The 24,174-nt window shown below is 43.5% G+C and carries 22 protein-coding genes; 12 read left to right on the forward strand and 10 right to left on the reverse strand.

The annotated features are described in order from the left end of the window. Nucleotides 1-534: 534 nt before the first annotated feature. Nucleotides 535-1,848 (reverse strand): anaerobic C4-dicarboxylate transporter family protein, encoded by a 1,314-nt coding sequence (locus FCV43_RS15300; protein ID WP_017053360.1) that lies wholly within the window; start codon nucleotides 1,846-1,848, stop codon nucleotides 535-537. 85 nt (nucleotides 1,849-1,933) lie between these two features. Continuing rightward, nucleotides 1,934-3,385, reverse strand: a complete 1,452-nt coding sequence (gene aspA / locus FCV43_RS15305; protein ID WP_017053361.1) for an aspartate ammonia-lyase — start codon at nucleotides 3,383-3,385, stop codon at nucleotides 1,934-1,936. A gap of 286 nt (nucleotides 3,386-3,671) precedes the next feature. Here aspA and FCV43_RS15310 point away from each other — a divergent pair, with 286 nt between their 5' ends. Then, complete coding sequence (locus FCV43_RS15310; protein WP_017053362.1) at nucleotides 3,672-4,226, forward strand: FxsA family protein; 555 nt, start codon at nucleotides 3,672-3,674, stop codon at nucleotides 4,224-4,226. A 157-nt stretch (nucleotides 4,227-4,383) separates the two neighbouring features. Here FCV43_RS15310 and trmL read toward each other — a convergent pair whose 3' ends face one another. From trmL to FCV43_RS15325, 3 genes are all read right to left on the reverse strand, one after another. Next, nucleotides 4,384-4,863, reverse strand: a complete 480-nt coding sequence (gene trmL, locus FCV43_RS15315; protein WP_017053363.1) for a tRNA (uridine(34)/cytosine(34)/5-carboxymethylaminomethyluridine(34)-2'-O)-methyltransferase TrmL — start codon at nucleotides 4,861-4,863, stop codon at nucleotides 4,384-4,386. Between the two features lie 67 nt (nucleotides 4,864-4,930). Continuing rightward, nucleotides 4,931-6,304, reverse strand: a complete 1,374-nt coding sequence (gene cpxA / locus FCV43_RS15320; RefSeq protein WP_136995678.1) for an envelope stress sensor histidine kinase CpxA — start codon at nucleotides 6,302-6,304, stop codon at nucleotides 4,931-4,933. After that, complete coding sequence (locus tag FCV43_RS15325; RefSeq protein ID WP_113795425.1) at nucleotides 6,304-6,990, reverse strand: response regulator; 687 nt, start codon at nucleotides 6,988-6,990, stop codon at nucleotides 6,304-6,306. The genes cpxA and FCV43_RS15325 overlap by 1 nt, the downstream gene beginning before the upstream one ends. A 174-nt stretch (nucleotides 6,991-7,164) precedes the next feature. Here FCV43_RS15325 and FCV43_RS15330 point away from each other — a divergent pair, with 174 nt between their 5' ends. From FCV43_RS15330 to FCV43_RS15345, 4 genes are all read left to right on the forward strand, one after another. After that, nucleotides 7,165-7,656 (forward strand): CpxP family protein, encoded by a 492-nt coding sequence (locus tag FCV43_RS15330; protein WP_017053366.1) that lies wholly within the window; start codon nucleotides 7,165-7,167, stop codon nucleotides 7,654-7,656. Nucleotides 7,657-7,926: 270 nt separating this feature from the next. Beyond that, complete coding sequence (fieF, locus tag FCV43_RS15335; protein WP_136995679.1) at nucleotides 7,927-8,835, forward strand: CDF family cation-efflux transporter FieF; 909 nt, start codon at nucleotides 7,927-7,929, stop codon at nucleotides 8,833-8,835. 279 nt (nucleotides 8,836-9,114) lie between these two features. Further along, nucleotides 9,115-10,077 carry a 6-phosphofructokinase gene (pfkA, locus tag FCV43_RS15340; protein ID WP_017053368.1) on the forward strand — a complete coding sequence of 321 codons (963 nt, stop codon included), beginning with the start codon at nucleotides 9,115-9,117 and terminating at the stop codon, nucleotides 10,075-10,077. Between the two features lie 240 nt (nucleotides 10,078-10,317). Then, on the forward strand, nucleotides 10,318-11,451 hold the full coding sequence (locus FCV43_RS15345; RefSeq protein ID WP_431188297.1) for a murein hydrolase activator EnvC family protein: 1,134 nt from the start codon (nucleotides 10,318-10,320) through the stop codon (nucleotides 11,449-11,451). 71 nt (nucleotides 11,452-11,522) lie between these two features. Here the strand turns inward: FCV43_RS15345 and FCV43_RS15350 are convergent, their stop codons facing one another. The 3 genes from FCV43_RS15350 to gpmM form a co-directional block, all read right to left on the reverse strand. Then, nucleotides 11,523-12,482 (reverse strand): DHH family phosphoesterase, encoded by a 960-nt coding sequence (locus FCV43_RS15350; protein ID WP_136995681.1) that lies wholly within the window; start codon nucleotides 12,480-12,482, stop codon nucleotides 11,523-11,525. 155 nt (nucleotides 12,483-12,637) lie between these two features. Then, nucleotides 12,638-13,273 (reverse strand): TetR/AcrR family transcriptional regulator, encoded by a 636-nt coding sequence (locus FCV43_RS15355; RefSeq protein WP_136995682.1) that lies wholly within the window; start codon nucleotides 13,271-13,273, stop codon nucleotides 12,638-12,640. A 233-nt stretch (nucleotides 13,274-13,506) separates the two neighbouring features. Then, entirely contained in the window at nucleotides 13,507-15,039 is a 1,533-nt protein-coding gene (gene gpmM, locus FCV43_RS15360) for a 2,3-bisphosphoglycerate-independent phosphoglycerate mutase (protein WP_136995683.1), read from the reverse strand. Nucleotides 15,040-15,407: 368 nt separating this feature from the next. On the opposite strand from gpmM, the gene FCV43_RS15365 reads away from it, so the two are divergent. The 4 genes from FCV43_RS15365 to cysE all read left to right on the forward strand — a co-directional run bounded on the left by FCV43_RS15365 (nucleotide 15,408) and on the right by cysE (nucleotide 18,722). Beyond that, the gene (locus FCV43_RS15365) at nucleotides 15,408-15,842 is read left to right on the forward strand and encodes a rhodanese-like domain-containing protein (protein ID WP_136995684.1); all 435 of its coding nucleotides are present in this window, start codon (nucleotides 15,408-15,410) and stop codon (nucleotides 15,840-15,842) included. Between the two features lie 200 nt (nucleotides 15,843-16,042). Continuing rightward, nucleotides 16,043-16,513, forward strand: coding sequence for a protein-export chaperone SecB (gene secB / locus FCV43_RS15370; RefSeq protein ID WP_017053374.1), 471 nt, complete (start codon nucleotides 16,043-16,045; stop codon nucleotides 16,511-16,513). Nucleotides 16,514-16,818: 305 nt separating this feature from the next. Beyond that, entirely contained in the window at nucleotides 16,819-17,808 is a 990-nt protein-coding gene (gene gpsA / locus FCV43_RS15375; protein ID WP_084654928.1) for an NAD(P)H-dependent glycerol-3-phosphate dehydrogenase, read from the forward strand. Nucleotides 17,809-17,900: 92 nt separating this feature from the next. Next, on the forward strand, nucleotides 17,901-18,722 hold the full coding sequence (cysE, locus tag FCV43_RS15380; RefSeq protein WP_017053376.1) for a serine O-acetyltransferase: 822 nt from the start codon (nucleotides 17,901-17,903) through the stop codon (nucleotides 18,720-18,722). A 149-nt stretch (nucleotides 18,723-18,871) separates the two neighbouring features. On the opposite strand, the gene FCV43_RS15385 is transcribed toward cysE, so the two are convergent. Next, a complete protein-coding gene (locus tag FCV43_RS15385) occupies nucleotides 18,872-20,224 on the reverse strand; it encodes an MATE family efflux transporter (RefSeq protein ID WP_136995685.1) in 1,353 nt (450 codons plus the stop codon). Between the two features lie 430 nt (nucleotides 20,225-20,654). Here FCV43_RS15385 and FCV43_RS15390 point away from each other — a divergent pair, with 430 nt between their 5' ends. From FCV43_RS15390 to FCV43_RS15400, 3 genes are all read left to right on the forward strand, one after another. Then, a complete protein-coding gene (locus tag FCV43_RS15390) occupies nucleotides 20,655-20,945 on the forward strand; it encodes a co-chaperone GroES (protein WP_017053378.1) in 291 nt (96 codons plus the stop codon). Nucleotides 20,946-21,019: 74 nt separating this feature from the next. After that, on the forward strand, nucleotides 21,020-22,666 hold the full coding sequence (groL, locus tag FCV43_RS15395) for a chaperonin GroEL (protein ID WP_017053379.1): 1,647 nt from the start codon (nucleotides 21,020-21,022) through the stop codon (nucleotides 22,664-22,666). A gap of 272 nt (nucleotides 22,667-22,938) precedes the next feature. Next, the gene (locus tag FCV43_RS15400) at nucleotides 22,939-23,499 is read left to right on the forward strand and encodes a VC2662 family protein (protein WP_017053380.1); all 561 of its coding nucleotides are present in this window, start codon (nucleotides 22,939-22,941) and stop codon (nucleotides 23,497-23,499) included. 126 nt (nucleotides 23,500-23,625) lie between these two features. Here FCV43_RS15400 and FCV43_RS15405 read toward each other — a convergent pair whose 3' ends face one another. Continuing rightward, nucleotides 23,626-24,117, reverse strand: coding sequence for an MgtC/SapB family protein (locus FCV43_RS15405; RefSeq protein ID WP_113798996.1), 492 nt, complete (start codon nucleotides 24,115-24,117; stop codon nucleotides 23,626-23,628). Nucleotides 24,118-24,174: the final 57 nt, after the last annotated feature.

A 24,174-nucleotide genomic window follows, 5' to 3' on the forward strand; every position in this document is an offset into this window, starting at 1 on the left:
CATTAAACCAATAATTTATATTTGTGATTATTAAATTAAATCCGATATTAAATTTAAAGTTTCATTTATCTGGCGGCTATTTTAAATCCCATTGTGAAATCTATCCTAGGCGTTGTTCACACTTTTATTGTGCTAACTTTATACTCAATAGCTGTTCTTGGAATTATCAGGGTATTAGTGTGCTTAAAGTGGTTATCTATGCTGCTGGTTGAGGCGTGTTCTTTTATTTTCGGGTCTCTAGGGGCTGGTGTGCATAAATGTCTGGAATTTTATGCAAAAGAAAATTCGGCTATGTTTTTGGTGTTATTTCGACAATGTTTGATGCATGTCAAATCTGAAGCGTGATCTAGATTTGTTTTGTGCTTTGAGTAACTAAAAATATAAGAATTTACACTAAGTTACGCAAATTATGGCTGAATAAAAGTGGGTGGTAATTAAGCGTATGATTCGTTGAAGAAAAGCGTGGAACTACGTAGAAGAAATAAAAAGAGGAGCGATATTCGCTCCTCATTATTCAATACAAAATCTAGTCGATTAGATCATGATGTTCGATAGGATCAGACCAAATATGATGCTAAATACCATGCTGAGTAAGCCTGGGATCATAAAGCTGTGGTTGAAGATGTACTTACCAATATTCGTGGTACCAGTTCGGTCAAAGTCAATCGATGCGATGATAGGACCGTAGTTTGGAATAAAGAAGTAACCGTTAACCGCAACGAAGGTTGCAATGATGATTGTTGGTGGAAGACCTAGAGCTATCGCGACAGGGACAAGAACCGCAGTTGTTGCACCTTGGCTGTTTACCATTACCGATAAAGCAAATAGTGCGAATGCAAATGTCCATGGTGCCACTTCAACTAAACCAGATACTGCTTCTTTTACCATTGCAGCATGGCCGCCAATGAAAGTATCGCCTAACCAAGCAATACCGAAGATAGCCACAATCGCACGCATACCAGCATGGAACACGGAGCCTTGGCTAATCGCATTGCCGTCTGGTTTACAGATCAAGATGATAAGAGCAGCAACCGTTAGCATTACGATTTCAATGGTGTGCGCCATACCCATAGGAGAGCCATCAAATTGAGGGCGAAGTGATGGGAAAGCACCCATGATAACTACCGTTAGCGCACCAAATAGGAACATGCCTACTGATTTTTTCGCTTGTGGTGTGATGATGATATCTTCAACCGCTTCCTCTTGTTCCATCTCTTTACGGAACTCAGGATCTTGCATGCGGCGTTGGAATTCAGGATCGTCTTTTAACTCTTTACCAAGCTTGTTAACAATGACACAAGCACAAGCAAGGCCAAGGAAAGTACTTGGGATCGTCACAGAAAGCACGTTACCTAGCGTGATGCCTTGTGGTTCTAGGAAGGCAACCAAAGCGACAACAGCGGCTGCAATTGGGCTTGCAACAATCGCAAATTGTGATGCGATAACAGCCATACCCAGTGGGCGTGCAGGGCGAATACCACTACGACGGCTCACTTCTGCAATAACAGGTAGAACAGAGTAAGCAACGTGGCCAGTACCTGCCATCATTGTGAAAAAGTAAGTCACTAAAGGTGCGATGAAAGTGATGTGACGAGGGTTTTTACGCAGAATGCCAGATGCAATCTTGATCATGTAATCCAAACCACCAGACGCTTGCATTGCTGCTGCCGCTGCAACCACCGCCATGATCATTAACATTACGTTAATTGGTGGGCTTGTTGGTTGGATGCCGAAAATAAAACTTAATACCGCAAGACCGACACCGCCCATAACGCCGAGGCCGATCCCCCCGATACGAGCACCGATCAGGATACATCCCAATACGACGATTAGCTCAAGTAAAAACATGAGTGACTCCTAAATATATAGTTATTGATAATTTGGTCAGAAACAAAAAAAGGCTCTGTCTCCAGAGCCTTTATTCTTTAATCTATTATTCGTAGCGTTTGCCTTTGTACTGCGGACGCATAAGGTTCTCGACAGAGAAGATGTCATCTAACTCTTCTTCAGTCAGTAAGCCACGCTCTAGAACAACATCACGAACGCTCTTACCGGTTTCAGCACAAATCTTACCAACAATGTCACCTTCATGGTGGCCAATGTATGGGTTTAGGTAAGTCACGATACCGATAGAGTTGAACACGTGCGCTTCACAAATTTCTTTGTTTACCGTAATGCCGTCTACACACTTGTCACGTAGGTTCACACAAGCGTTAGTTAGAATGTCTAAAGATTCAAACATGCTTTGCGCGATAACTGGCTCCATTACGTTCAATTGAAGTTGACCGCCTTCAGCAGCAAAAGAAACCGTGTTGTCATTACCTAGAACTTTAAAGCAAACTTGGTTTACTACTTCAGGTACTACAGGATTAACTTTTGCAGGCATGATAGAAGAGCCCGCTTGAAGTTCAGGAAGGTTCAGCTCATTCAGACCAGCGCGAGGGCCAGAAGAAAGAAGACGTAAGTCGTTACAGATTTTAGACAGTTTAACGGCTAGGCGTTTTAGTGCACCGTGGATCATCACGTAAGCACCACAGTCAGATGTTGCTTCGATCAAGTCTTCTGCTGGTACGCACTCAAGACCAGTCACTGCTGCTAAGTGTTTTACTGCTAACTCTTGGTAACCAGGAGCGGCGTTAAGACCAGTACCAATCGCTGTCGCACCTAAGTTCACTTCTAGAATCAGTTTAGATGTGTAATCTAGGTTTTTAATTTCTTCATTTAACGTTACAGCCCAAGCATGGAACTCTTGGCCAACTGTCATTGGAACGGCGTCTTGCAGCTGTGTACGACCCATTTTTAGAATGGTATCAAATTCTTGGCTCTTAAGTTCGAAAGCACCTTTTAGGTAGCCAATCGCTTCAGTTAGCTTAGTTACGCTGTTGTATACCGCAATACGGAAGCCCGTTGGGTAAGCACAGTTAGTCGATTGGCTCTTGTTCACATGATCGTTAGGGTTAACGAAATCGTATTCGCCTTTTTCTTTACCCATAAGCTCTAGAGCAACGTTAGCGATAACTTCGTTGGTATTCATGTTTACAGAAGTACCAGCACCACCTTGGAAAACATCCGATGGGAATTGATCCATACATTTGCCTGTTTCAAGAATCAGGTCACAAGCTTGGATGATGAATTTTGCTACGTCACTTGGGATAACACCTAACTCTTTGTTTGCTAATGTAGCGGCTTTCTTTGTCATGACCATGCCACGAACAAATTCAGGTACATCTGAAATAGTCACATTAGAGATATTGAAGTTTTCCACTGCACGTAGAGTATGGATGCCGTAGTAAGCATCAGCAGGAACATGACGTTGACCAAGAAGGTCTTCTTCTAGACGAGTTGCTTGATTTGCAGTGCAATTTTTTTCAGATAGGGTAGCCATAACAGGATCCTTAGAGATTTATTCTGACAATATAGTAGTTTATTAGCCAATTCTGTGCGTAAAGAATCCATTCGCTAGAGTTTTTGGCTGTAAAATCCGTCCTGACTTATGTGGCACATAATACTGTACTGTGCGCATAAAAATAGTAACTAGATCACCTTTTCTGCTTTTGTTTTGTCATTCTTTTGCAAAGTTCGTTGACTTCGTTTTGATAAGCTTTTTTACAGGATAAATTTGAGCTTGTAAGGGGTTTCGGCATACACTGAAGAAAACCAAAGGAGGACTTGTGTTTCCGATTTTACTTTTACTATTTATATTTGTGCCAATCATTGAAATTGGCTTATTTATCCAAGTGGGTGGCTTCCTTGGTTTATGGCCAACTATCGCCTTGGTTTTGATCACTGCATTTGCGGGCGCTTCTCTGGTTCGTAGCCAAGGTATTCAAACCCTGATGTCGGTGCAAGGCCGTTTGCAGCAAGGTGAAATGCCAGCTCAACAGATTCTTGAAGGTGTCATGCTTGCCGTAGCTGGTGTGTTGCTCTTAACGCCAGGCTTTATGACGGATGCATTTGGTATGTTGGTATTACTGCCTGCGCCACGAGCTATGATTGCAAAACAGCTAATGAGCAAAATGGTGGTGAATAACATGTCGGGTGGATTTAACGCCGGTTCATTTGGCTCAGGCCCGATGGGAGGAAATGCAAATCAAAGTGGGCATAACCCATTTGAGCAAGACCCTTTTCATCGCGACCCGTTTAATTCACAGCAAAGAGATGATGGTAATACCTTCGAAGGTGAGTTTGAAAAAAGAGAAGACGATGAAGGCAAACGCTTGAAATAGTCATCTCTACTAAGATTACCGATAATAAAAAAGGATTGATGCGTGATGCTCAATCCTTTTTTGCTTTTTGCTTTTTGCTCTCAGCGATTTGTCTGATCATTCACGAAAAATGGATGACGTCTTTGACGCGATCTGCATGAGAATGAATTAGGTTCGATTAAACCGCGCCGTTAAAGCCCATTTGTCGCCAAGCTTCAAACGCAATAATAGCCACGGCGTTAGACAGGTTTAAACTGCGGCTATCTGGCATCATTGGAATACGAATTCGCTGTTCCATTGGTAAGCTTTCAATATATTCAGCAGGAAGGCCGCGAGTCTCTGGCCCAAACATCAATACATCTCCCGCTTGGAAAGAGGCATCCACGTGATGACCCGTTGTCTTCGTTGTACAGGCAAAGATTCGGAAATCACCTTCACGCTCATTCTGTAAATACTCTAGAAAGGCTTCTAAGTTTTTATGACGCTTCACTCGTGCGAGATCATGATAATCCAACCCTGCACGGCGAACTTTCTTCTCTTCTAAATCAAATCCTAGCGGCTCGATTAAATGCAAGTTTGCTCCGCAGTTGGCACAAAGACGAATTATATTGCCAGTATTTGGCGCGATTTCAGGTTCGTAAAGAGCGATATCAAACATATGAGTCCACGATATAAATAAGATAGGCAAGGAGTATAAGACGGCTATAGTCGGAAATACAGCCGATTTATTCTTGCAGTGGAAGTTCAATTTGGACTTTTAATCCACCGAGAGCGCTTTTGCTCGCTTGAATCGTCCCACTATGTTGCCTGATCGCGTTCTCAGTAATTGCTAAACCTAATCCGGTTCCTCCTGAATGACGATCTCTGGCGGTTGACACGCGGTAGAACGGTCGGAAAATCTCTTTGAGTTCACCTTCGGGCACACCGTTTCCATCATCTTCAACACATATGGTCAAACACTCTTTATCGACACTCATCGCCACATTAACCGTGGTTTTCCCATAGCAAATGGCATTACGGATAATGTTCTCTACTGCACTCATCAATAGCTTAGGGCTACCTGAGATGTGTCTTTCAGGAATGGCGCTGTAAGTTAACGTTTTATCCATCTGTTCAGCTTCAAATTGAGCATCGACAAGGATCGCTTCCCATAAGCTTGAAAGTGGCTGGATCTCCCTAGCAAGGTGGCTGTCGACTTGCATTCGAGATAGTGCTAATAGCTCACCGATCATCTGCTCAAGTCGCTGCGCTTCCGTATCGATTCGTTCTAGCTCCGAGCTTTCCCCCTGTTTACGTGTCGCCAATGCGTTAGCCATTCTCAAACGCGTAAGTGGGGAACGCAATTCGTGGGAGATATCAGACAGAAGTCGTTGTTGCCCAGACATCATTTGATTCACCGCCAGTACCATCTGGTTGAAGCTTGCGCCCGCTTGCCTAAATTCTGACGTCCCTTTTTCTAATTCAGGATCAGCCACAAATTCACCTTTGGCGACTCGCTGGGCGGCTTTTTCTAATTTACGAGCAGGCTGGCTTAATGCCCATGCTAACCATAATAAGAGTGGGGTACTGACGATCATGACGGCAAACAGCAATTGGAAGGGCTTATCAAACAGTCGCAATAGAAACGGTGGAGGCCGATCCCACTTGACCCCGACAAACATCTGCAGTTCTTGATTCGCTAAAGTAATAGGAATTGGGCCTGCCAGCATATATCGGCCATACAGTTTCTGTTTCGGTTGGCTATTGTCATCAATACTGGAGATAAAGTTCTGCACCGCTTTGAATTTAAAATCCTTATGCTTTCTGATCGTGAGAATGTTGCCTTCTAAATCGGTGATGAAAAAGCGTGCTTTACCGCTACGATGATCGCTCTTTTCTAAGCTGTATATAATAGAGGTGAGATTATCGTTATTTTGAAAGCGAGCCTCGGTATTCTTTTGGATGGAGAATAAGCGACTTAAATGATCAGGAGGAACATCGCGAGCCACACGAGGATCTAAATGGGGCAGGGTTAACACGGCCAGAAGAACGAGTAACATCGTGAGCCAGAAAATGGCAAAGATGCGCCCGTATAAGCTGGTAATTTTAGGTACGCGCATTACCCTTCCTCCACCAACAAGTAGCCGCGTCCACGCAATGTTTTGATTCGAGGTTTTCCATCCGCTCGCTCTGGGAGTTTCTTGCGCAAATTAGAGACATGCATATCAATAGCGCGATCAAAAGCGGCCAGACGTTTGCCTAGCACATCTAAGCTTAAGGCCTCTTTGGTTAACGTCGTTCCCGGGTTTTGAATGAAGTGAGCCAATAATGAGAATTCGGTGGTGGTTAAATCGATCAATTCACCTTTACAGTAAGCTTCCTGTTTTCCTGGGTAAACGTGGATATCTTGATATTCAATACCATCACTGTTTTTGGTATTTGGTGCTGTTTGTGTGCGGCGTAAAATAGCTTTAATACGCGCCAGTAATTCGCGGTCACTAAATGGTTTTGGTAGGTAATCATCCGCCCCAAGCTCTAAGCCTATCACGCGGTCGATCTCTTCCCCTTTAGCGGTTAGCATGAGTACAGGAGTTTCCCACTGAGTGCGCAGGCGCTTAAGAGTCTCCATTCCATTAAGCTTTGGCATCATCACATCAAGAAGAATTAAATCGATGTCATCTGTGATAGCGTCAAGCCCTGCTTCACCATCGTTTGCTTCTGAGACCGTAAAACCTTCAAAGCTCAAAATGTCTTTTAGTAGACTGGTGAGTTCAGTATCGTCGTCGATGAGAAGAATATGTGCCATTGCTTTGCCTTTATCCAGGTGATTACCTATTTATATTACTGTTAAACCTTAGCCGATTAACAGTCTTTACGATTCTTTACGCTCTCTATACGCCACTTTACATCGAAGGTTCTATTCTATACTCAACCGCTGTGAAGACAGCACGCCAACGAATCATTGATGAAGGTATCTATTATGAAAAATGCAAAGAAAATAATTTTAGCCGCTGTTGTTCTTCCACTTACTCTTGGTACCGCAAGTGCATTCGCATTCGGTGGTGGTAAAGGTCACCATAAAGGTCCTGACGGTAAATGTGGTGGATTCGATAAAGGCATGATGCGCCAATTGGATTTAACGGATGAGCAGCGCGATCAACTAAAAGAGATGCGTGAAGCTGGGCGTAAAGAAATGAAAGGTAAGTACGCAGAGAAACGTGCTGAAATGCAAGCGCATCATGCGAAGGTTCAAGCTCTTGTGCTGGCGGATAACTTTGATGAAGCGGCGGCTAACGATCTTGCGAAAGAGATGGTTGAGCAACAATCTGAGCGTCGTGTACAAATGATGAAGAAAAAGCATGAGATGTTCAGCGTATTAACGGCTGAGCAAAAAGCAAAAGTGCAGGAGCTTCAGCAAGAGAGAATGCAAGAGTGTTCAGCTAAAATGGAAAAGCGCATGAAAAATAATTAATACGGTATTTCGTATTAATAGCGTCATACATTCATGATAAAAAAGCGGCTTAGCGTCGCTTTTTTTGTGTCTGCTGTTTGGAGCTCGCTAATGGGGCCACTCTAACGCTCTGATTTTCTGTCAGTGATGCTGTTATTGCCATACAACGCTACTGCTATACAACTTTACAGCTACACAACTTAGTTTTTTCAGCGTTCGCTTTTTTGGATATATATTCAAGCATCGATTTGCAGGTTATACTTTGTTCACTTCACACTCATTATTGGCATTATGAAACAAGAATACGCACGTTTGGTTACTATGGCCGCTTGGGCTGCAACGACAATTGCTTCGCTATTATTGATTGTAAAAATGGTGGCGTGGTGGATGACAGGTTCGGTAAGCTTATTGGCTTCAGTGATCGATTCGCTGCTTGATATTGCGGCCTCGGTCGTCAACTTAATTGTGGTTCGATACTCCCTTCAGCCAGCAGATAAAGAGCATACTTTTGGTCATGGTAAAGCCGAATCATTAGCGGCGCTGGCTCAAGCGATGTTTATTTCTGGTTCGGCTTGTTTCTTGATCCTCAACGGCGTGGAACGTTTCTTTAGACCGCACGAACTGAATTCTCCAGAGTACGGCATTTATGTCAGTTTCTTTGCCATTATCATGACGTTTGGACTGGTTCGTTTTCAAAAACACGTGGTGCAGAAAACCGGTAGCCAAGCCATTGCTGCGGATTCTTTACATTATCAAACTGACCTCTATATGAATGCGGCGATTATGATTGCGCTAGGGTTAAGTTGGTTTGGTATTGGTCAGGCGGATTCAGTATTTGCTGTCGGTATTGGGCTTTATATTCTCTATAGTGCATTTCAAATGGCCAATGAAGCGGTGCAATCTCTGCTGGATCGCCAATTACCAGAAGAGGAGATCGAACAGATAAAGCAGGCTTCTATTTCGATTGATGGGGTTTTAGGTGTGCACCAAGTTCGTACACGTATGTCTGGCCCTGTTCGCTTTATTCAACTGCATTTAGAGCTTGGAGATGAGATCGCGCTTATTGAAGCGCATCGCATTTCTGATCTCGTTGAAGCAAAGCTAATACACCTTTTCCCAGAAGCTGATGTATTAATTCATCAAGACCCATATTCCGTGGTGTTTGGCAGTGAAAAAGAGCAGAAGACTCAAGATTGGTGATGATTTTTATATAAGAAAAGAAGACAAATTTGTAGCCATTGACTATCTTTTCTGCAATATAAAGAAAACAAAGTGATTCTGATATGAATCAACAAAGTAAATGAGTAAAACTGTAATACTCTTACATAAGTAGATAAATTACATAATTTAGTGCGATTTGAGTGGTATTCCTGTTTGGTAAATGTAACATAGCGCACAAAATAACAGATTTAGTGAGTGGCAAATTACATGCGGCTCACACTAAAATTAATAATAGATTCCCAATAATCGAGGGTGAGCATGATTAAGAAGATCGGTGTTTTAACAAGTGGCGGCGACGCACCAGGTATGAATGCTGCAGTTCGTGGCGTAGTTCGTACTGCACTATCCGTTGGCATTGAAGTTTACGGTATTTATGATGGCTATTTAGGTCTTGTTGAAGACCGCATTGAGAAACTTGACCGTTCAAGTGTTTCTGATGTAATTAACCGTGGTGGTACTTTCTTAGGTTCTGCTCGTTTCCCTGAATTCAAAAATGTAGAAGTACGTGAAAAAGGTATCGAAAACCTTAAAAAACACGGTATCGAAGCACTTGTGGTTATTGGTGGTGACGGCTCTTACATGGGAGCGAAGAAACTAACTGAAATGGGTTATCCTTGTATCGGTCTTCCTGGCACTATCGATAATGATATCGCAGGTACGGATTACACTATCGGCTACCTAACGGCGTTGAACACTGTTATCGATGCGATTGACCGTCTACGTGATACATCTTCATCTCACCAACGTATCTCTATTGTTGAAATCATGGGTCGCCACTGTGGTGATTTGACTCTGACTTCAGCGATTGCTGGTGGTTGTGAATATATCATCACACCAGAAAATGGTTTAGACAAAGAAGCGTTGATCAAAAGCATTCTTGCGGGAATCGAAAAAGGTAAGAAGCACGCTATTATTGCCCTTACTGAATTGATGATGGACGCAAACGAACTAGCAAAAGAGATTGAAGCGGCAACAGGTCGTGAAACTCGTGCAACGGTTCTTGGTCACATTCAACGTGGTGGTCGTCCAACGGCATTTGACCGTGTTCTTGCTTCTCGCATGGGTAACTTTGCGGTACATCTTCTTATGGAAGGTGAAGGTGGTCGTTGTGTTGGTATCCAAAAAGAAGAATTGGTTCACCACGATATCATCGACGCTATTGAGAATATGAAGCGTCCTGTGCGTAATGACCTGTTCAAAGTTGCTGAAGAGTTGTTCTAAGGTTTAGTTCAATTTAATGCAATATAAGCCGCTGCACAGTCAGCGGTTTTTTTGTATCTGTTGATTGGAGTTCCTGCTGCTTGGTCTTTTGTTCTCTCTTTTTCTATTTGTTTTGCTAAATATCTCAAAGCATTACCTTGTGATTTCTCGTCTTTCAGAACTTAACGTATACTCGTTGGCTACTCTTTTGTTGTATTTGGATATACCAAACGGATGATGCTTTCTCAATCAAATGGCTGCATGCCTTCTCTATCTTTGATGAACCGTATTTATGCAGCACTATTGCCACTACTTCTCGTACTTGCAACGACGTTGAGTTCGCTTGCATTTGCCGCCGACTCGAATCAATTAAGCGGTGTGAAAAGTGAAATATCTCGTCAGAAAAAAACACTCACCTCTCAGCAAAATCAATTAGATAAACTGCAAAAATCGCTAAAGAACCAAGAGCTGAGTATTGTTAATTTAGAGAAAGAGATTAAGCAGACTCGCAAGCATCTGGCAACGTCTGATGCGAACATCAAGAATTTGAAGAAGAAGATTCAAACTCTAGAAACTCAGAAGAAACAACAAACCGCTAAATTGGAGCAGTTAATTCAAGCTTATTATGTCACTGAAAGAGCAAAAGCATCGACGAGCATTCTGAATAATGGAGTGGAAGAGGATAGGATCAGCCAATACTTCCAACATCTTGCTCGTGCTCGTTCTGAAACCATCACCGCGCTAAATCACACCAGTGAGCAACTGATTAAAAGTCAACATCAGCTCAGTTTAGAAAAAGATCAGATAGCGGCACTGCTTAAGCAGCAAACGAAAAAACGCGATCAACTCACGAAAACGCAGTCCAAGCGTAAAAGTACCGTTGGAAGTATCAAAAGAAGTATTTCGGGAGATAAGAACTACTTAGCGGAGTTGCAGCGTAATGAGACGCGCTTGAAAGCTGAAATTGCCGCAGCAGCCAAACGAAACTCAATCCCGATGGACGGGCTGGCAAAGAAAAAAGGGCGCTTACCTTGGCCATTGAAAGGCAGAGTTCTACACAACTTTGGGACGAAGCAGACAGGGCAAATTAACTGGAAAGGGATGGTGATAAGTGCCAAACCGGGTCAGGCGGTTAAGTCGGTCTATTCTGGTACTGTCGTTTTTGCGGAATATTTACGTGGGTACGGACTGGTGGTGCTGCTGGATCATGGCAAAGGTGATATGACGCTCTATGGTTACAATAAAGCGTTACTAAAAAAAGAGGGAGATAAAGTCGCAGCTGGAGAAACGATCGCCCTTGCAGGGGATACTGGTGGACAATCTCGATCTTCGCTTTACTTTGAAATTCGTCGTAATAGCCAAGCACAAAACCCTAAGCGTTGGTTGGTGAAATAGAACCCTTTACATTGTAACCGCTAATTGATCTTCGATATTAGCGGTTCATTTCACTATTTATTGCGCGGTATCTATTGATAACAAGCCGTGACCGCTTCAATAAAACGTGTGATATCTTTCGCGGGTAAAGCGTTTATGCCTGCCGCCGCTTCTCTTCCTCCCCCCGTTGGGAATTGACTACAAATCTCGCCAGCCTTCCGCTTATTATTTAACGGTGCTCGTAATGAGACTTTAAAACTGCCATCACTGTTTTCTGTTAGTACCGCATGAGCGGAGTTCGGGCTTTCATTGGCGAGTTGGTTTCCAAATACGCCACTGATGCGTCTAGAGGTTGCCGTGTTTGGCAGTGAAAATACCGATAAAATAGAAGACTGGTAGAAGGGGGCTAAACTACAAATCGTTTTTATATCGTCTTGATACGCTTGTTGTAAAACATAGAAAGGGGAGTGGTGATCGTCTATGACTGCAAATGGTGATGAATACTGGAGCAGAGATTGATATAAATCGGCGGGATGAAAGTGTAGATCTTCTAACTGCTCACCATAACCGTTGTAGTTAATTAAAGTGCCAAGCTCTTTCAATTGTGATTTTTGTAATGCATCAAACCCCGAGGTGTCGGCTAATGCGTCGGCAATAGAAAGTAAGTTATCCCCATACGCTGCCGTAATGGCCCATGCATGATACTTTCCATTTAGCAGTTTATCGACAATCAAACCAGTGCATGTGTTCGGAGCCAGATCGATGTGTGCATCTAAGTTGTCTACTTGAGGAATCTCCCCAGATTGGTGATGATCAGCATAAAAAATATCAGCGCCTGAATCGATTAGTTGATGCAGTGCTTTGCTGTTTTTTGCCATCGAAATATCTAAGACCGTCACGCTATCTTCGCCACTGGTCGTGGGTAACTGAGCGAGTAAATTAATGTCGCGCTTCACACCTGTGATCAAGGTTGCGGTTTGAGGGTTAGCGAGGCGTAACTGTAGCAATGCAATAATACCGTCGGCATCACCATTGAAGATATCGTAGTTCATGAAGGTCCATTTCTGATTGAGTTTATCAGCCTCTATCTTATGCAAGATAGGCCGTAAGTGGAAAATACGGATGTGTTATAAGGTAGAAGGCGTCAGGTCAGAAGCGGTGAGAAAAGTGATTGTTACTCACAACCACTCATTATTTAAAGGGTCAATTAAGCATTCATGACTTTTACGCCATCTTCTAATAGCTGTAATTGCTCAAACCCTTTCGCGGTGGCTTTAGGCTTCATTACGGTAATCATTTGTAGCATGCCTTGATGTACAACGGATTCTGTAATTTGAATTTTTGGCGACATCGCAGATTGGTAACCAAGCCAACTTGAGGCAATTAAATGCAGCGTTGTCACCAATGGCTTGATCTCTTCTTCACTGACGGAAAGCAATTCGATTTCAACAAATGCTCTTGTGATATTAACAAGGTTCGCTTGTAACTTGTCCTGTACTTCGATGTACTCTTCATGCAGTTTTTCATCACGAGAGAGAATTTCAGGCAGGTTTGCGTAGAAGAAGCGGTATTTCCACATTAAGGTGAAAATTGAATCGAGGTAGCTACGCAGCAACACTAGCGTCTCTTTTTGGCCTTCGATTGGGGTAAAACGCTCCAATAACTCAGCGGAGTAGAGAGCAAAAATTTCACGCACTATCTCTTGTTTGTTATTAAAGTGGTAGTAAAGGTTCCCAGGGCTGATCTCGATGTGCGCCGCAATGTGGTTGGTCGTGATATTACGTTCACCATTTTCATTAAAAAGATCTAGTGCTGCGAACACAATTTTATCGCGTGTCTTCATTTTCGTTAAATGCCCCTATCCATGTATATCGCAAGTATACCCACAGAACTCACTAAGAGCGAATCTCAGCCTGTGTTTTATCACTCATCGTACTTGCTGAGGATGTAAACACCGAACGACGCACTGGTGGAAAAATGGCGAAAAAAAAAGCGCCCGTAGAAATACGGACGCTCTGTTTTGTGATTAAAAAGCCTTAAAAGAATAAGTCTCTTTAATTATTTTAGTTTGAACGATTATTTAGTTAGAACGTCACCAGACATTTCAGCAGGGATTTCTAAACCAGATAGTGCAAGCATCGTTGGAGCTAGATCAGAAAGCTTACCGCCTTCCTTAAATTCTAGATCTTTGTTACCTACGTAGATAAGCGGTACTGGCAAGTTAGTGTGCGCAGTGTGAACGCCACCTGTCTCTGGGTTAACCATCATTTCCGCGTTACCGTGGTCAGCCGTGATCAGCATTTGACCATCCACTTCTTTGATTGCAGCAACCACTTTACCGATGCACTCATCAAGAGCTTCCATCGCTTTAACCGCTGCATCGTATACGCCAGTGTGGCCAACCATGTCACAGTTAGGGAAGTTACAAACGATAGCGTCGTATTTGCCGCCTTTAATTGCCGCAACCAATTTTTCTGTTAGCTCAGGTGCGCTCATTTCAGGTTGTAGGTCGTAAGTCGCCACTTTTGGAGAAGCCACAAGTTGACGCTCTTCGCCTTCAAATTCGTCTTCTTTACCGCCGTTGAAGAAGAAAGTTACGTGCGCGTATTTTTCAGTTTCAGAAATACGTAGCTGAGTTTTGCCTTCTTTAGACAACCACTCACCGTAAGTGTTTTCTAATGATGCAGGTGGGAACGCGCAAAGTAGAGGGATGTTTGCAGCGTATTGAGTCAGCATAACAAAGTCGATTGCTGGGAATACGTTACGAGCGAAACCATCGAAATCAGGAACGAATGCACGAGTAATTTCACGTGCACGGTCAGCACGGTAGTTCATGAAGATAACCGCATCACCATCAACGATTGCAGCTGATTCTTCGCCTTCGACTTTGATTTCAGTCGCTTGCACAAACTCATCGTTCTCTTCACGAGCGTAAGCCGCTTCAAGGCCTTCAACGGCTGTTGCAAAAGTGAATTCTGCTTTTGCTTCAGTAAGTAGCTCGTAAGATTTTTGTACGCGATCCCAGTTGTTATCACGATCCATTGCGTAGTAACGGCCAATTAGAGAAGCCACACGGCCTTTACCTAATTTAGCGAATAGATCTTGGAAGCGTTGCAGTGAGTTTTCTGCGCTGCGCGGTGGAGTATCACGGCCATCAAGGAAAGCATGTAGGTAAATTTTCTCTGCGCCACGCTCTGCTGCTGCTTCTACTGCTGCATAGATGTGATCTTCATGAGAGTGAACGCCACCAGGAGACATAAGACCCATGATGTGAACCGCTTTGTCTGCTTTAACGGCTTTGTCGATAGCGTTAACTAGCGTTTCGTTTTGTTGGAACTCGCCATCTGCGATAGATTTAGTGATGCGAGTAAGATCTTGATAAACAACGCGACCAGCACCGATGTTAGTGTGACCAACTTCAGAGTTACCCATTTGACCATCAGGTAGACCTACATCTAAGCCAGAAGCTGAGATGAGAGTGTTAGGCTGGCTTGCCATTAGACCGTCAAGTACTGGTGTTTTTGCATTTGCGATTGCGTTGTCTTGGTTGTCTTCACGGTAACCGTAACCGTCAAGGATCACTAGAGCCATTGGCTTCTTAGCTGACATAGGACTGACCTCGTTCAATTCAAAGTAATTTTAAGAAATAAATTAGCGTAATTTTACTACAGTTTGTAGTGGAAACTGTAGGCTAAGATCAAATAATGTTCGCAGTTTATCGTTACTCGCTTTCATATATTGTCATTTTTTCTTTTGAACTCAGAGATTAGTACCACAATTCAACTGGATGGATGCAAGATAGATATCAAGAAGGTGTAAAGGCGATGCTGTTCTTTTCGATGAGTTCTGCCGATACGAATAATCATTTACAACAGATCTCAATTATTGCTTAGAAATATTTTCCTCTCTCGCTTCGCGCTTATAACCTCGCTATACTCCCTGTCTAACTTTTTAGCCCGATATTGTAGAGTGCAGATATGCAAGAATACGTAGCATTTTTTCAAGAGAATATGATCCTAGCAATTGCGTGGATTGGTTTGGTTGTTGCAGTGATCATGAATATTGTGAAATCAACGACAGCAGCATACAAAGAGATCAACTCAGCGGAAACCACACAACTGATGAACCGTGAAAATGGTGTGGTTGTGGATATCCGTACTAAAGATGAGTTCAAGAAAGGGCATATTACGGACGCAGTTCACATTTTACCGTCTGATATCAAAGCGGGTAACTTTGGTAGCCTTGAAAACCATAAAGCTGACCCAATCATTGTTGTATGCAAGACAGGCCAAACGGCTGTCGAAAGTGCAAACCTTATGGCAAAAGCAGGTTTTGAAAATGTTAACTTGCTGCAAAATGGTTTAGCAGGTTGGAGCGAAGCAAACATGCCACTAATACGTGGTAAAAAATAGTTCGCTCTATTAATTGGTTTTATTTATGCAATGACTGGGCAAAATCTCGGCACTTATCCCTAAGAGTTGTGATGCTTTCCACGTAATGGAGGCTTAATCTAGTCATTGTAATGGAGCTCGGGTAGTCTCTTTTTATTCGCTTAAAGGCAGACACACCAACAGATTCTCTATTTTGAGTAAGTATTTTAAGGATTAAGAAAATGGCTGAAGCAGCACCTCAAGAAGCACAACAACAATTTGCAATCCAACGTATCTTCCTAAAAGACGTTTCATTTGAAGCGCCTAACTCACCAAACATGTTCCAAAAAGAGTGGAACCCAGATGTTAAGCTAGATCTTGACACTCAAAGCCGTGAGCTAGGTGAAGGCGTTTACGAAGTCATTCTACGTTTAACGGTAACGGTTAAGAATGAAGAAGAAACAGCATTCTTATGTGAAGTTCAACAAGGTGGTATCTTCACTGCTGGTGAAATGGAAGCTGGACAACTTGCACATTGCCTAGGCGCTTTCTGCCCGAACATCCTATTCCCATATGCTCGTGAAACAATCTCTAGCCTAGTGGTTAAAGGTACGTTCCCACAATTGAACCTTGCTCCAGTTAACTTCGATGCATTGTTCATGAACTACCTACAAAACCAAGCTCAACAAGCTGAAGCTCAACCTGAAGCATAATTGAGACCAGACATCAGAGAAGGTTAGAGCCGCGATGTAATGTTGCAATAATCTTCTCTTGAAAGCTTTTTAAATGCACAGAGCAACAATGATTTATTGAGATCATTAGAGCGATGTGCATTTTTTATTTATACTAGCCAATAAATAACGCTGAACGTAGCGACCAATAATCAGGTGAAACAATGACAGATTCTCAAGACTCTAACTCTCAAAAATCGAATTCTCAAAAACTGAATGCTCAAAATTCGCTAGACCAGCAAAACGCAAAAGCATCTGGTCATGACGTTTATGGTAAAGAGATTGCGATGACCGTGATTGGTGCTGGTTCTTATGGAACATCGCTGGCGATCTCTTTGGCGCGTAATGGGGCAAATGTCGTCATTTGGGGACATGAAGAGAGCCACATGGCGCAACTTGAAGCGGATCGTGCCAACCATGAATTCTTACCAGGAATTGATTTCCCTGAAACACTGATTGTTGAATCGGATTTAGAAAAAGCGGTACAAGCCAGCCGAGATCTTTTGATTGTCGTGCCGAGCCACGTTTTTGGCATTGTACTTAACAGCTTGAAGCCTCACTTGCGCAGCGATACTCGTATCTGTTGGGCGACCAAAGGGCTTGAACCTGAAACGGGTCGCTTGCTTAAAGAAGTGGCGCATGATGCGGTCGGTGATGGCTACTCATTAGCGGTACTGTCTGGCCCAACGTTTGCGAAAGAGTTGGCGATGGGAATGCCAACGGCGATTTCAGTGGCCTCTCCAGATGAACAATTTGTCGCTGACCTCCAAGAGAAAATCCACTGTAGTAAAACCTTCCGTGTATACGCGAACAGCGACTTTACGGGAATGCAGTTAGGCGGAGCCGTGAAAAACGTAATCGCTATTGGTGCTGGCATGTCCGATGGTATTGGTTTTGGTGCTAATGCTCGTACAGCGCTGATCACGCGTGGTCTGGCTGAAATGTGTCGTTTAGGCGCTGCATTAGGAGCCCAACCTGAAACCTTTATGGGTATGGCTGGATTAGGCGACTTGGTGCTCACTTGTACCGATAACCAATCGCGTAACCGCCGCTTTGGGCTAGCGCTAGGTTCGGGTAAAGATGTCGATACCGCACAACAAGAAATTGGTCAGGTGGTGGAAGGTTATCGCAATACCAAAGAGGTGTGGATGTTGGCAAATCGCATGGGTGTTGAGATGCCAATTGTTGACCAAATTTATCAAGTATTGTATCAAGGTAAAGATGCACATCTTGCTGCTCAAGATCTGTTAGCGCGAGATAAGAAATCAGAAGCATAAAAACAGAAAAGAATAGCTAAAGGGAGCGAAAAGCTCCCTATGGTGAAATGAGTGAGCTAGAGCTTAAAAACCCGGACGACTGGAACCGATTCATGAAACATTGCGAAAAACAGAAAGTATGGAAATCAATCGTACGCGAAGCGCGTGAACAGTCGGAACAAGAGCCGATGCTAGCAAGCTTCTACCATGCAACGATTATTAATCACGATAGCCTTGCCTCTGCATTGAGCTATATTTTGGCGAATAAGCTAAAAACCGCATCTATGCCTGCAATGGCGGTTCGTGAAGTGGTTGAACAAGCTTTTGAGCAAGACCCGAAGATCATGGAATCCGCAGCTTGTGATATTTGTGCGACTGTTACGCGAGATCCTGCTGTTGCAATGTATTCAATGCCACTGTTGTACTTGAAGGGTTATCACGCGCTACAAGGCTATCGCGTTGCGAATTGGTTGTGGAAACAGGGGCGAATTGCTCTTGCGACCTACTTACAAAACCAAATATCAGTCGCATGCCAAGTTGATATTCACCCTGCTGCGCGTATTGGCCGCGGGATCATGCTCGATCATGCTACAGGTATTGTGATAGGCGAAACTGCAGTGGTTGAAAATGATGTGTCTATCCTGCAAGACGTGACGCTAGGTGGTACGGGTAAAGAGTGCGGTGATCGTCATCCTAAAATTCGCGAAGGCGTCATGATTGGTGCTGGGGCTAAAATTCTAGGTAACATCGAAGTGGGAGAAGGGGCGAAAATTGGCTCATGCTCGGTTGTACTTCAAGCGGTTCCTGCACATACAACGGTTGCGGGTGTTCCGGCTAAGATTGTGGGTAAACCTAAGAGCAGTAAGCCTTCGCTCGATATGGACCAGCAGTTTAACGGTAAATCACAAAGCTTTACGGGTGGGGATGGTATCTAGACGTTCTGTTTCGAGCCTCTTCTTATTTGATGTTAGTGGTAGCGTTGTTTATCTTTTATTAAAGAGTCGCCACTAACATCAATACGGCTGCCTATGACTCTATATCAAAACCCGATACTGAAACTCTATCTCGACACCCTACAGTGACATTAAGCGTGATGAGTCTCGATACCATGCTCCTCTCTTCTTAGCTTCAATGCATAGAGATAACCGCAAACGCCACCAAGTACATTCCCCAGAGCGATACCTATAAATAAGCCTTCAATACCGTAGAGTAAACTCCCGACCCATGCGGTTGGTAGAGTGAATACAAACAGACGCATGAAGCTCCAACGAAATGCTTTCATCGGTTGATGCATCGCATTTAACCCGCTCACTAACATCATCAAAATCCCCTGAAAACCGTAGCTAAAAGGCACGACTAAAAGGTAGTGCCACAGTAAATCTCTCACGCTTTGCTCTTGAGAAAACAGAGCGGAAAGTGGAATGCTAAGCGGCACCATCATGACAAAAATGATCAGTTGGAAAACAATTGAAAAACGCATACTCAGGAAAAGAGCATTGAAACTACGTTGTGGTTTCTTGGCCCCTAGATTTTGAGCCATAAAAGGGGTGAGGGCGGAAGTGAGCGCCATTAATACGATAATTAAGATAGATTCAATTCGTTGTGCTGCGCCATAAGCCGCGACAGCTGCTGTACCATGACTCGCAAGCAGCATCATCAAGATAGCACCACAAAGAGGATTCATTGCACTCGATAGAGCCGCAGGCGTGCCGACTTTTAGGATTAACTTCCAATCATTGAACATAGTTGATAAGCGAGGGGGAGCCAGCAGTTTTTCACGCAGAATCAGAACATAGAATGATCCCCCTAACGCTCCAAACCAACTGAAAGCACTTGCAATCGCTGCACCTTGAATCCCAAGTTCAGGGAATGGGCCATAACCAAAAATAAGCAATGGGTCGAGAATTCCGTTGATAAGTCCAGCGAGCATCATGATTTTGGCGGGGGTTTTGGTATCTCCAGTGGCACGAATGGCGCTATTGCCCGCCATAGGGATCACTAGCAATGGGATGGTGAGATACCAAACCTGCATATATTGCTCAATCAGAGGGATCAGCTCTTGCTCTGCACCAAGCATTAAGAACAGAGGTTCAATGGTGAAAAAACCGAGCGTTGACGTTAGCGCGACAAGTAACACCGCAAGTAATAAACCGTGGCTAGTAAATCGAGCCGCAGAGTGTGCATCGCCCTGTCCAAGTAGACGACCAATGCTTGTCGATAACCCAATCCCGATACCCATGGTGATGCAGTTCACACCAAACGTGACGGGAAAAGTAAAACTGATCGCCGCGAGCGCTTGAGTACCGAGTAACGAGATAAAGAAAGTATCCACTAAGTTAAACATCAAGATCGCCACCAAGCCGAAAATCATCGGGATGGTCATTTGGCGCAGCACATTGGTGATAGGGGCGGTCAGTAAGCCGTGCTTATCTTGCATGAATAACCTTTACTCTATGGAAATCCGCTCTGTAGCCAGTTAGCTCGTTGCTATAAGTTTTAAGACAATTAGCTTTATGGCTATTAGTTTTATGACAATTAGCGTTATGAAAAAATGAGCGTTATGACAACGTGTCTCTGGGAAGTGAGTAGGATACAGGATACAAAGTGGAGATTATAGAATGCACCGCGCTTATTTAAACACTCATCAAGCTCTTATCTATTCACTCTTAAAGTCGGCGGGAAGAGCTCGAAATCTCTCTTGCGTGGATTCCTTATTCAATACGATTAAAACTTTGATCTATTTCGTTATATTAATCACACTTTTTAATTGCCGACCCCTTGGGTTATCAGGGATCGCACCCCACTTAATATTCACTAGTCGACAAATCGACATTCATCAAATTAACCTCAATCAGGAGAGACGACCAATGAACATTCGTCCTTTACACGATCGCGTAATCGTTGAACGCCAAGAAGTTGAATCAAAATCTGCTGGTGGCATCGTGCTAACTGGTGCTGCTGTTGAGAAATCAACTCGCGGTATTATTCTAGCGGTAGGCAAAGGCCGCATTTTAGAAAATGGCTCAGTTCAACCACTGGATGTTAAAGTTGGTGATAGCGTTATTTTTGCAGAAGGCTACAGCACTAAATCTGAAAAAATCGACGGCAAAGAAGTGTTGATCATGTCTGAAAACGACATCATGGCTATTGTTGAATAACCAGCACTCGTTGAGTAATTCGTTTTTCGAATTCTACTAATTAGATAAAAACAGATTTAAAAAGGAAAATAAAGATGGCTGCTAAAGACGTTAAATTTGGTAACGACGCACGAATCAAAATGCTAGAAGGTGTAAACGTTCTGGCTGACGCGGTAAAAGTAACATTAGGTCCTAAAGGCCGTAACGTTGTACTAGACAAATCATTTGGTGCTCCAACCATCACTAAAGATGGTGTTTCTGTTGCTCGTGAAATCGAACTTGAAGATAAGTTCCAAAACATGGGCGCACAAATGGTTAAAGAAGTTGCTTCGCAAGCGAATGACGCGGCGGGTGACGGTACAACAACTGCAACAGTACTTGCACAATCAATCATTGCTGAAGGTCTTAAAGCCGTTGCCGCTGGCATGAACCCAATGGATCTTAAACGTGGTATCGACAAAGCGGTTGTGGCTGCTGTTGAAGCACTAAAAGAGCTATCTGTGCCATGTGAAGATACTAAAGCTATCGCACAAGTAGGTACTATCTCTGCTAACTCTGATTCTACTGTGGGCAACCTGATTGCTGAAGCAATGGAAAAAGTAGGCCGTGATGGCGTTATCACTGTTGAAGAAGGTCAAGCTCTACAAGATGAGCTAGACGTTGTTGAAGGTATGCAGTTCGACCGTGGTTACCTATCTCCTTACTTCATCAATAACCAAGAAGCGGGCAGTGTTGATCTAGAAAGTCCATTCGTTCTTCTTATTGATAAGAAAGTATCGAACATCCGTGAACTACTTCCAACACTAGAAGCAGTAGCAAAAGCGTCTCGTCCACTTCTTATTCTTGCTGAAGATGTAGAAGGCGAAGCGCTTGCAACTCTTGTTGTGAACAACATGCGTGGCATCGTGAAAGTGGCTGCTGTTAAAGCGCCTGGTTTCGGTGACCGTCGTAAAGCAATGCTTCAAGATATCGCTATTCTTACTGGTGGTACGGTTATTTCTGAAGAGATCGGTCTAGATCTTGAAAAAGTAACGCTAGAAGATCTTGGTCAAGCAAAACGTATCTCTATCACTAAAGAGACATCAACGATCATTGATGGCGCTGGTGAAGAAGTGATGATCCAAGGTCGTGTTGCTCAAATTCGTCAACAAGTTGAAGATGCAACTTCAGACTACGACAAAGAGAAACTTCAAGAGCGCGTAGCGAAACTAGCTGGCGGTGTTGCAGTAATCAAAGTTGGCGCAGCAACTGAAGTTGAGATGAAAGAGAAGAAAGACCGCGTAGAAGATGCACTTCACGCAACTCGCGCAGCGGTTGAAGAAGGTGTGGTTGCTGGTGGTGGTGTTGCACTTATCCGCGCTGCATCTAAAGTTGCTGACCTTGTTGGTGATAACGAAGAGCAAAATGTGGGTATCCGCGTAGCACTTCGTGCGATGGAATCTCCTATCCGCCAAATCACTAAGAATGCAGGTGAAGAAGACTCTGTTGTTGCTAACAACGTTCGCGCTGGCGAAGGTAACTACGGTTATAACGCGGCAACGGGCGAATACGGTGATATGATCGCAATGGGTATTCTTGACCCAACTAAAGTAACGCGTTCTGCACTTCAGTTCGCAGCATCAGTTGCGGGTCTTATGATCACAACAGAAGCGATGGTAACAGATAAGCCTCAAGATTCTGCTGCTGCAATGCCTGATATGGGTGGCATGGGCGGTATGGGTGGAATGGGCGGCATGATGTAAGCCGACAGACTTCCTGTCTTGATTCGAAAGCCGAAGGTTCATGCCTTCGGCTTTTTTATTGCTTGCGGTTTTGTTGTGCGCGTTTAAAAAGTCTGCACTTACAATGATAAGGGCTATAGTTATATAAGTGGTAAGTTGCACATCTAGCGTGGTTTTTGAGTACTTACCTCAACGATCAATCATGACTTGGTATTAACATTAGTGATTGATAATACATATAAAATAAAGCCTTAAATAAATAGGGCTAACTATAGCCAGTGGAGATTTTTATCATGAATAAACTACTTTCAGTTCTTGCTGTATCGGCAGCAGTCGCTTCTCCTATTGCTCTTGCTGATAGTGCGCCTGTCATGTTCTCATCAATCAATGACTTTAATGCACCATCAAACACCAGTGTAAAAGGTGTTCGTGTTGCAGCGCTTCATGGTCAAGTTGATGAAGTAAAAGGCCTTGATATCGCAATAATTGGTATGTCGGAAACTCAGAAAACTACGGGTGTTAACTTAGGTTTCTTTGGTGCGGCTAAAGTTAACCAAGAGATGACGGGTGCGTCGTTGGGTTTCTTTAACTGGATGGGCGGTGATATGACGGGAGCGAACATTGGTGCTGTGAACATTACTAATAATGTGAAAGGCGCTAACGTGAGTTTTGTGAACTATTCAGAAGGTAACACTTTGGTTGATTTTGGTGCGGCAAACTTCTCTGATGCATCAACTGTCCAACTTGGCTTCTTCAATAAAACGGCGAAAATAGAAGGCGTTCAAGTTGGCTTGATCAACTGTGCTGACAATGGCTTCTTTAAGTGCTTCCCAATCATTAACTTTGCGAAGTAATTGAAATATTAGGGCGTTTGAAGTCAAATTTCAGATGCCTCTTGATACGAAATGTTTCTTGATACGAATAGATAAGCCCAGACGCGCGTTGTGTGTCTGGGCTTTTTTGATTACGGCTTGTTGGGTTTATTTTTTATTGGGCGGTACTGGTCTTTGGCGAAACTTTTGGTGTACGCCTCGGCGTAAGCTTTTAAAGGAGTTCTCGGCTTTATCAACACCTAAAAGAACGGAAAGCGCTAATAGAGTGATCACGACAGATTGCTGTAAGTAACCTAGACCTATCATCATGCCAAGCGCGGCCAGCATCCAAATGATAGCGGCAGATGTCACGCCATGTATTTTCCCATCGAGTGTCATCATTACTCCCGCGCCTAAGAAACCGACGCCAGTAATAATTTGGCCTAGTACTCTCGCTTGATCAAGTGTGTTCGGTGATAAAGATATCGCCATCGACATGAAGAAGTAGGTGCCAGCTATAATGAGTATCGATGTTCTTATTCCTACGGGTTTACCACGAGTTTGTCTTTCAACCCCAATGAGTACTCCGTTTATCGCACAACACATTAAAGCTGACCAACTAAACGGGCCAAGATCTAAAACTGAAACGATGGGTTGCATGGTCAGCTCCTAAATTGCGGAGTATGCATGGAAAAGTATAGCTAATCGAATCAGAAA

Origin of the sequence: Vibrio genomosp. F6 (assembly GCF_005146325.1) — a bacterium.
In the GTDB taxonomy this organism is placed as follows: domain Bacteria; phylum Pseudomonadota; class Gammaproteobacteria; order Enterobacterales; family Vibrionaceae; genus Vibrio; species Vibrio cortegadensis.

Excerpts from the sequence above, each read along its gene's own strand:
- FCV43_RS15300 (WP_017053360.1), bottom strand. The coding sequence starts at position 1,848 with ATGTTTTTACTTGAGCTAATCGTCGTATTGGGATGTATCCTGATCGGT.
- aspA (WP_017053361.1), bottom strand. The coding sequence starts at position 3,385 with ATGGCTACCCTATCTGAAAAAAATTGCACTGCAAATCAAGCAACTCGT.
- trmL (WP_017053363.1), bottom strand. The coding sequence starts at position 4,863 with ATGTTTGATATCGCTCTTTACGAACCTGAAATCGCGCCAAATACTGGC.
- cpxA (WP_136995678.1), bottom strand. The coding sequence starts at position 6,304 with ATGCGCGTACCTAAAATTACCAGCTTATACGGGCGCATCTTTGCCATT.
- FCV43_RS15325 (WP_113795425.1), bottom strand. The coding sequence starts at position 6,990 with ATGGCACATATTCTTCTCATCGACGACGATACTGAACTCACCAGTCTA.
- FCV43_RS15330 (WP_017053366.1), top strand. The coding sequence starts at position 7,165 with ATGAAAAATGCAAAGAAAATAATTTTAGCCGCTGTTGTTCTTCCACTT.
- fieF (WP_136995679.1), top strand. The coding sequence starts at position 7,927 with ATGAAACAAGAATACGCACGTTTGGTTACTATGGCCGCTTGGGCTGCA.
- pfkA (WP_017053368.1), top strand. The coding sequence starts at position 9,115 with ATGATTAAGAAGATCGGTGTTTTAACAAGTGGCGGCGACGCACCAGGT.
- FCV43_RS15345 (WP_431188297.1), top strand. The coding sequence starts at position 10,318 with ATGCCTTCTCTATCTTTGATGAACCGTATTTATGCAGCACTATTGCCA.
- FCV43_RS15350 (WP_136995681.1), bottom strand. The coding sequence starts at position 12,482 with ATGAACTACGATATCTTCAATGGTGATGCCGACGGTATTATTGCATTG.
- FCV43_RS15355 (WP_136995682.1), bottom strand. The coding sequence starts at position 13,273 with ATGAAGACACGCGATAAAATTGTGTTCGCAGCACTAGATCTTTTTAAT.
- gpmM (WP_136995683.1), bottom strand. The coding sequence starts at position 15,039 with ATGTCAGCTAAGAAGCCAATGGCTCTAGTGATCCTTGACGGTTACGGT.
- FCV43_RS15365 (WP_136995684.1), top strand. The coding sequence starts at position 15,408 with ATGCAAGAATACGTAGCATTTTTTCAAGAGAATATGATCCTAGCAATT.
- secB (WP_017053374.1), top strand. The coding sequence starts at position 16,043 with ATGGCTGAAGCAGCACCTCAAGAAGCACAACAACAATTTGCAATCCAA.
- gpsA (WP_084654928.1), top strand. The coding sequence starts at position 16,819 with ATGACCGTGATTGGTGCTGGTTCTTATGGAACATCGCTGGCGATCTCT.
- cysE (WP_017053376.1), top strand. The coding sequence starts at position 17,901 with ATGAAACATTGCGAAAAACAGAAAGTATGGAAATCAATCGTACGCGAA.
- FCV43_RS15385 (WP_136995685.1), bottom strand. The coding sequence starts at position 20,224 with ATGCAAGATAAGCACGGCTTACTGACCGCCCCTATCACCAATGTGCTG.
- FCV43_RS15390 (WP_017053378.1), top strand. The coding sequence starts at position 20,655 with ATGAACATTCGTCCTTTACACGATCGCGTAATCGTTGAACGCCAAGAA.
- groL (WP_017053379.1), top strand. The coding sequence starts at position 21,020 with ATGGCTGCTAAAGACGTTAAATTTGGTAACGACGCACGAATCAAAATG.
- FCV43_RS15400 (WP_017053380.1), top strand. The coding sequence starts at position 22,939 with ATGAATAAACTACTTTCAGTTCTTGCTGTATCGGCAGCAGTCGCTTCT.
- FCV43_RS15405 (WP_113798996.1), bottom strand. The coding sequence starts at position 24,117 with ATGCAACCCATCGTTTCAGTTTTAGATCTTGGCCCGTTTAGTTGGTCA.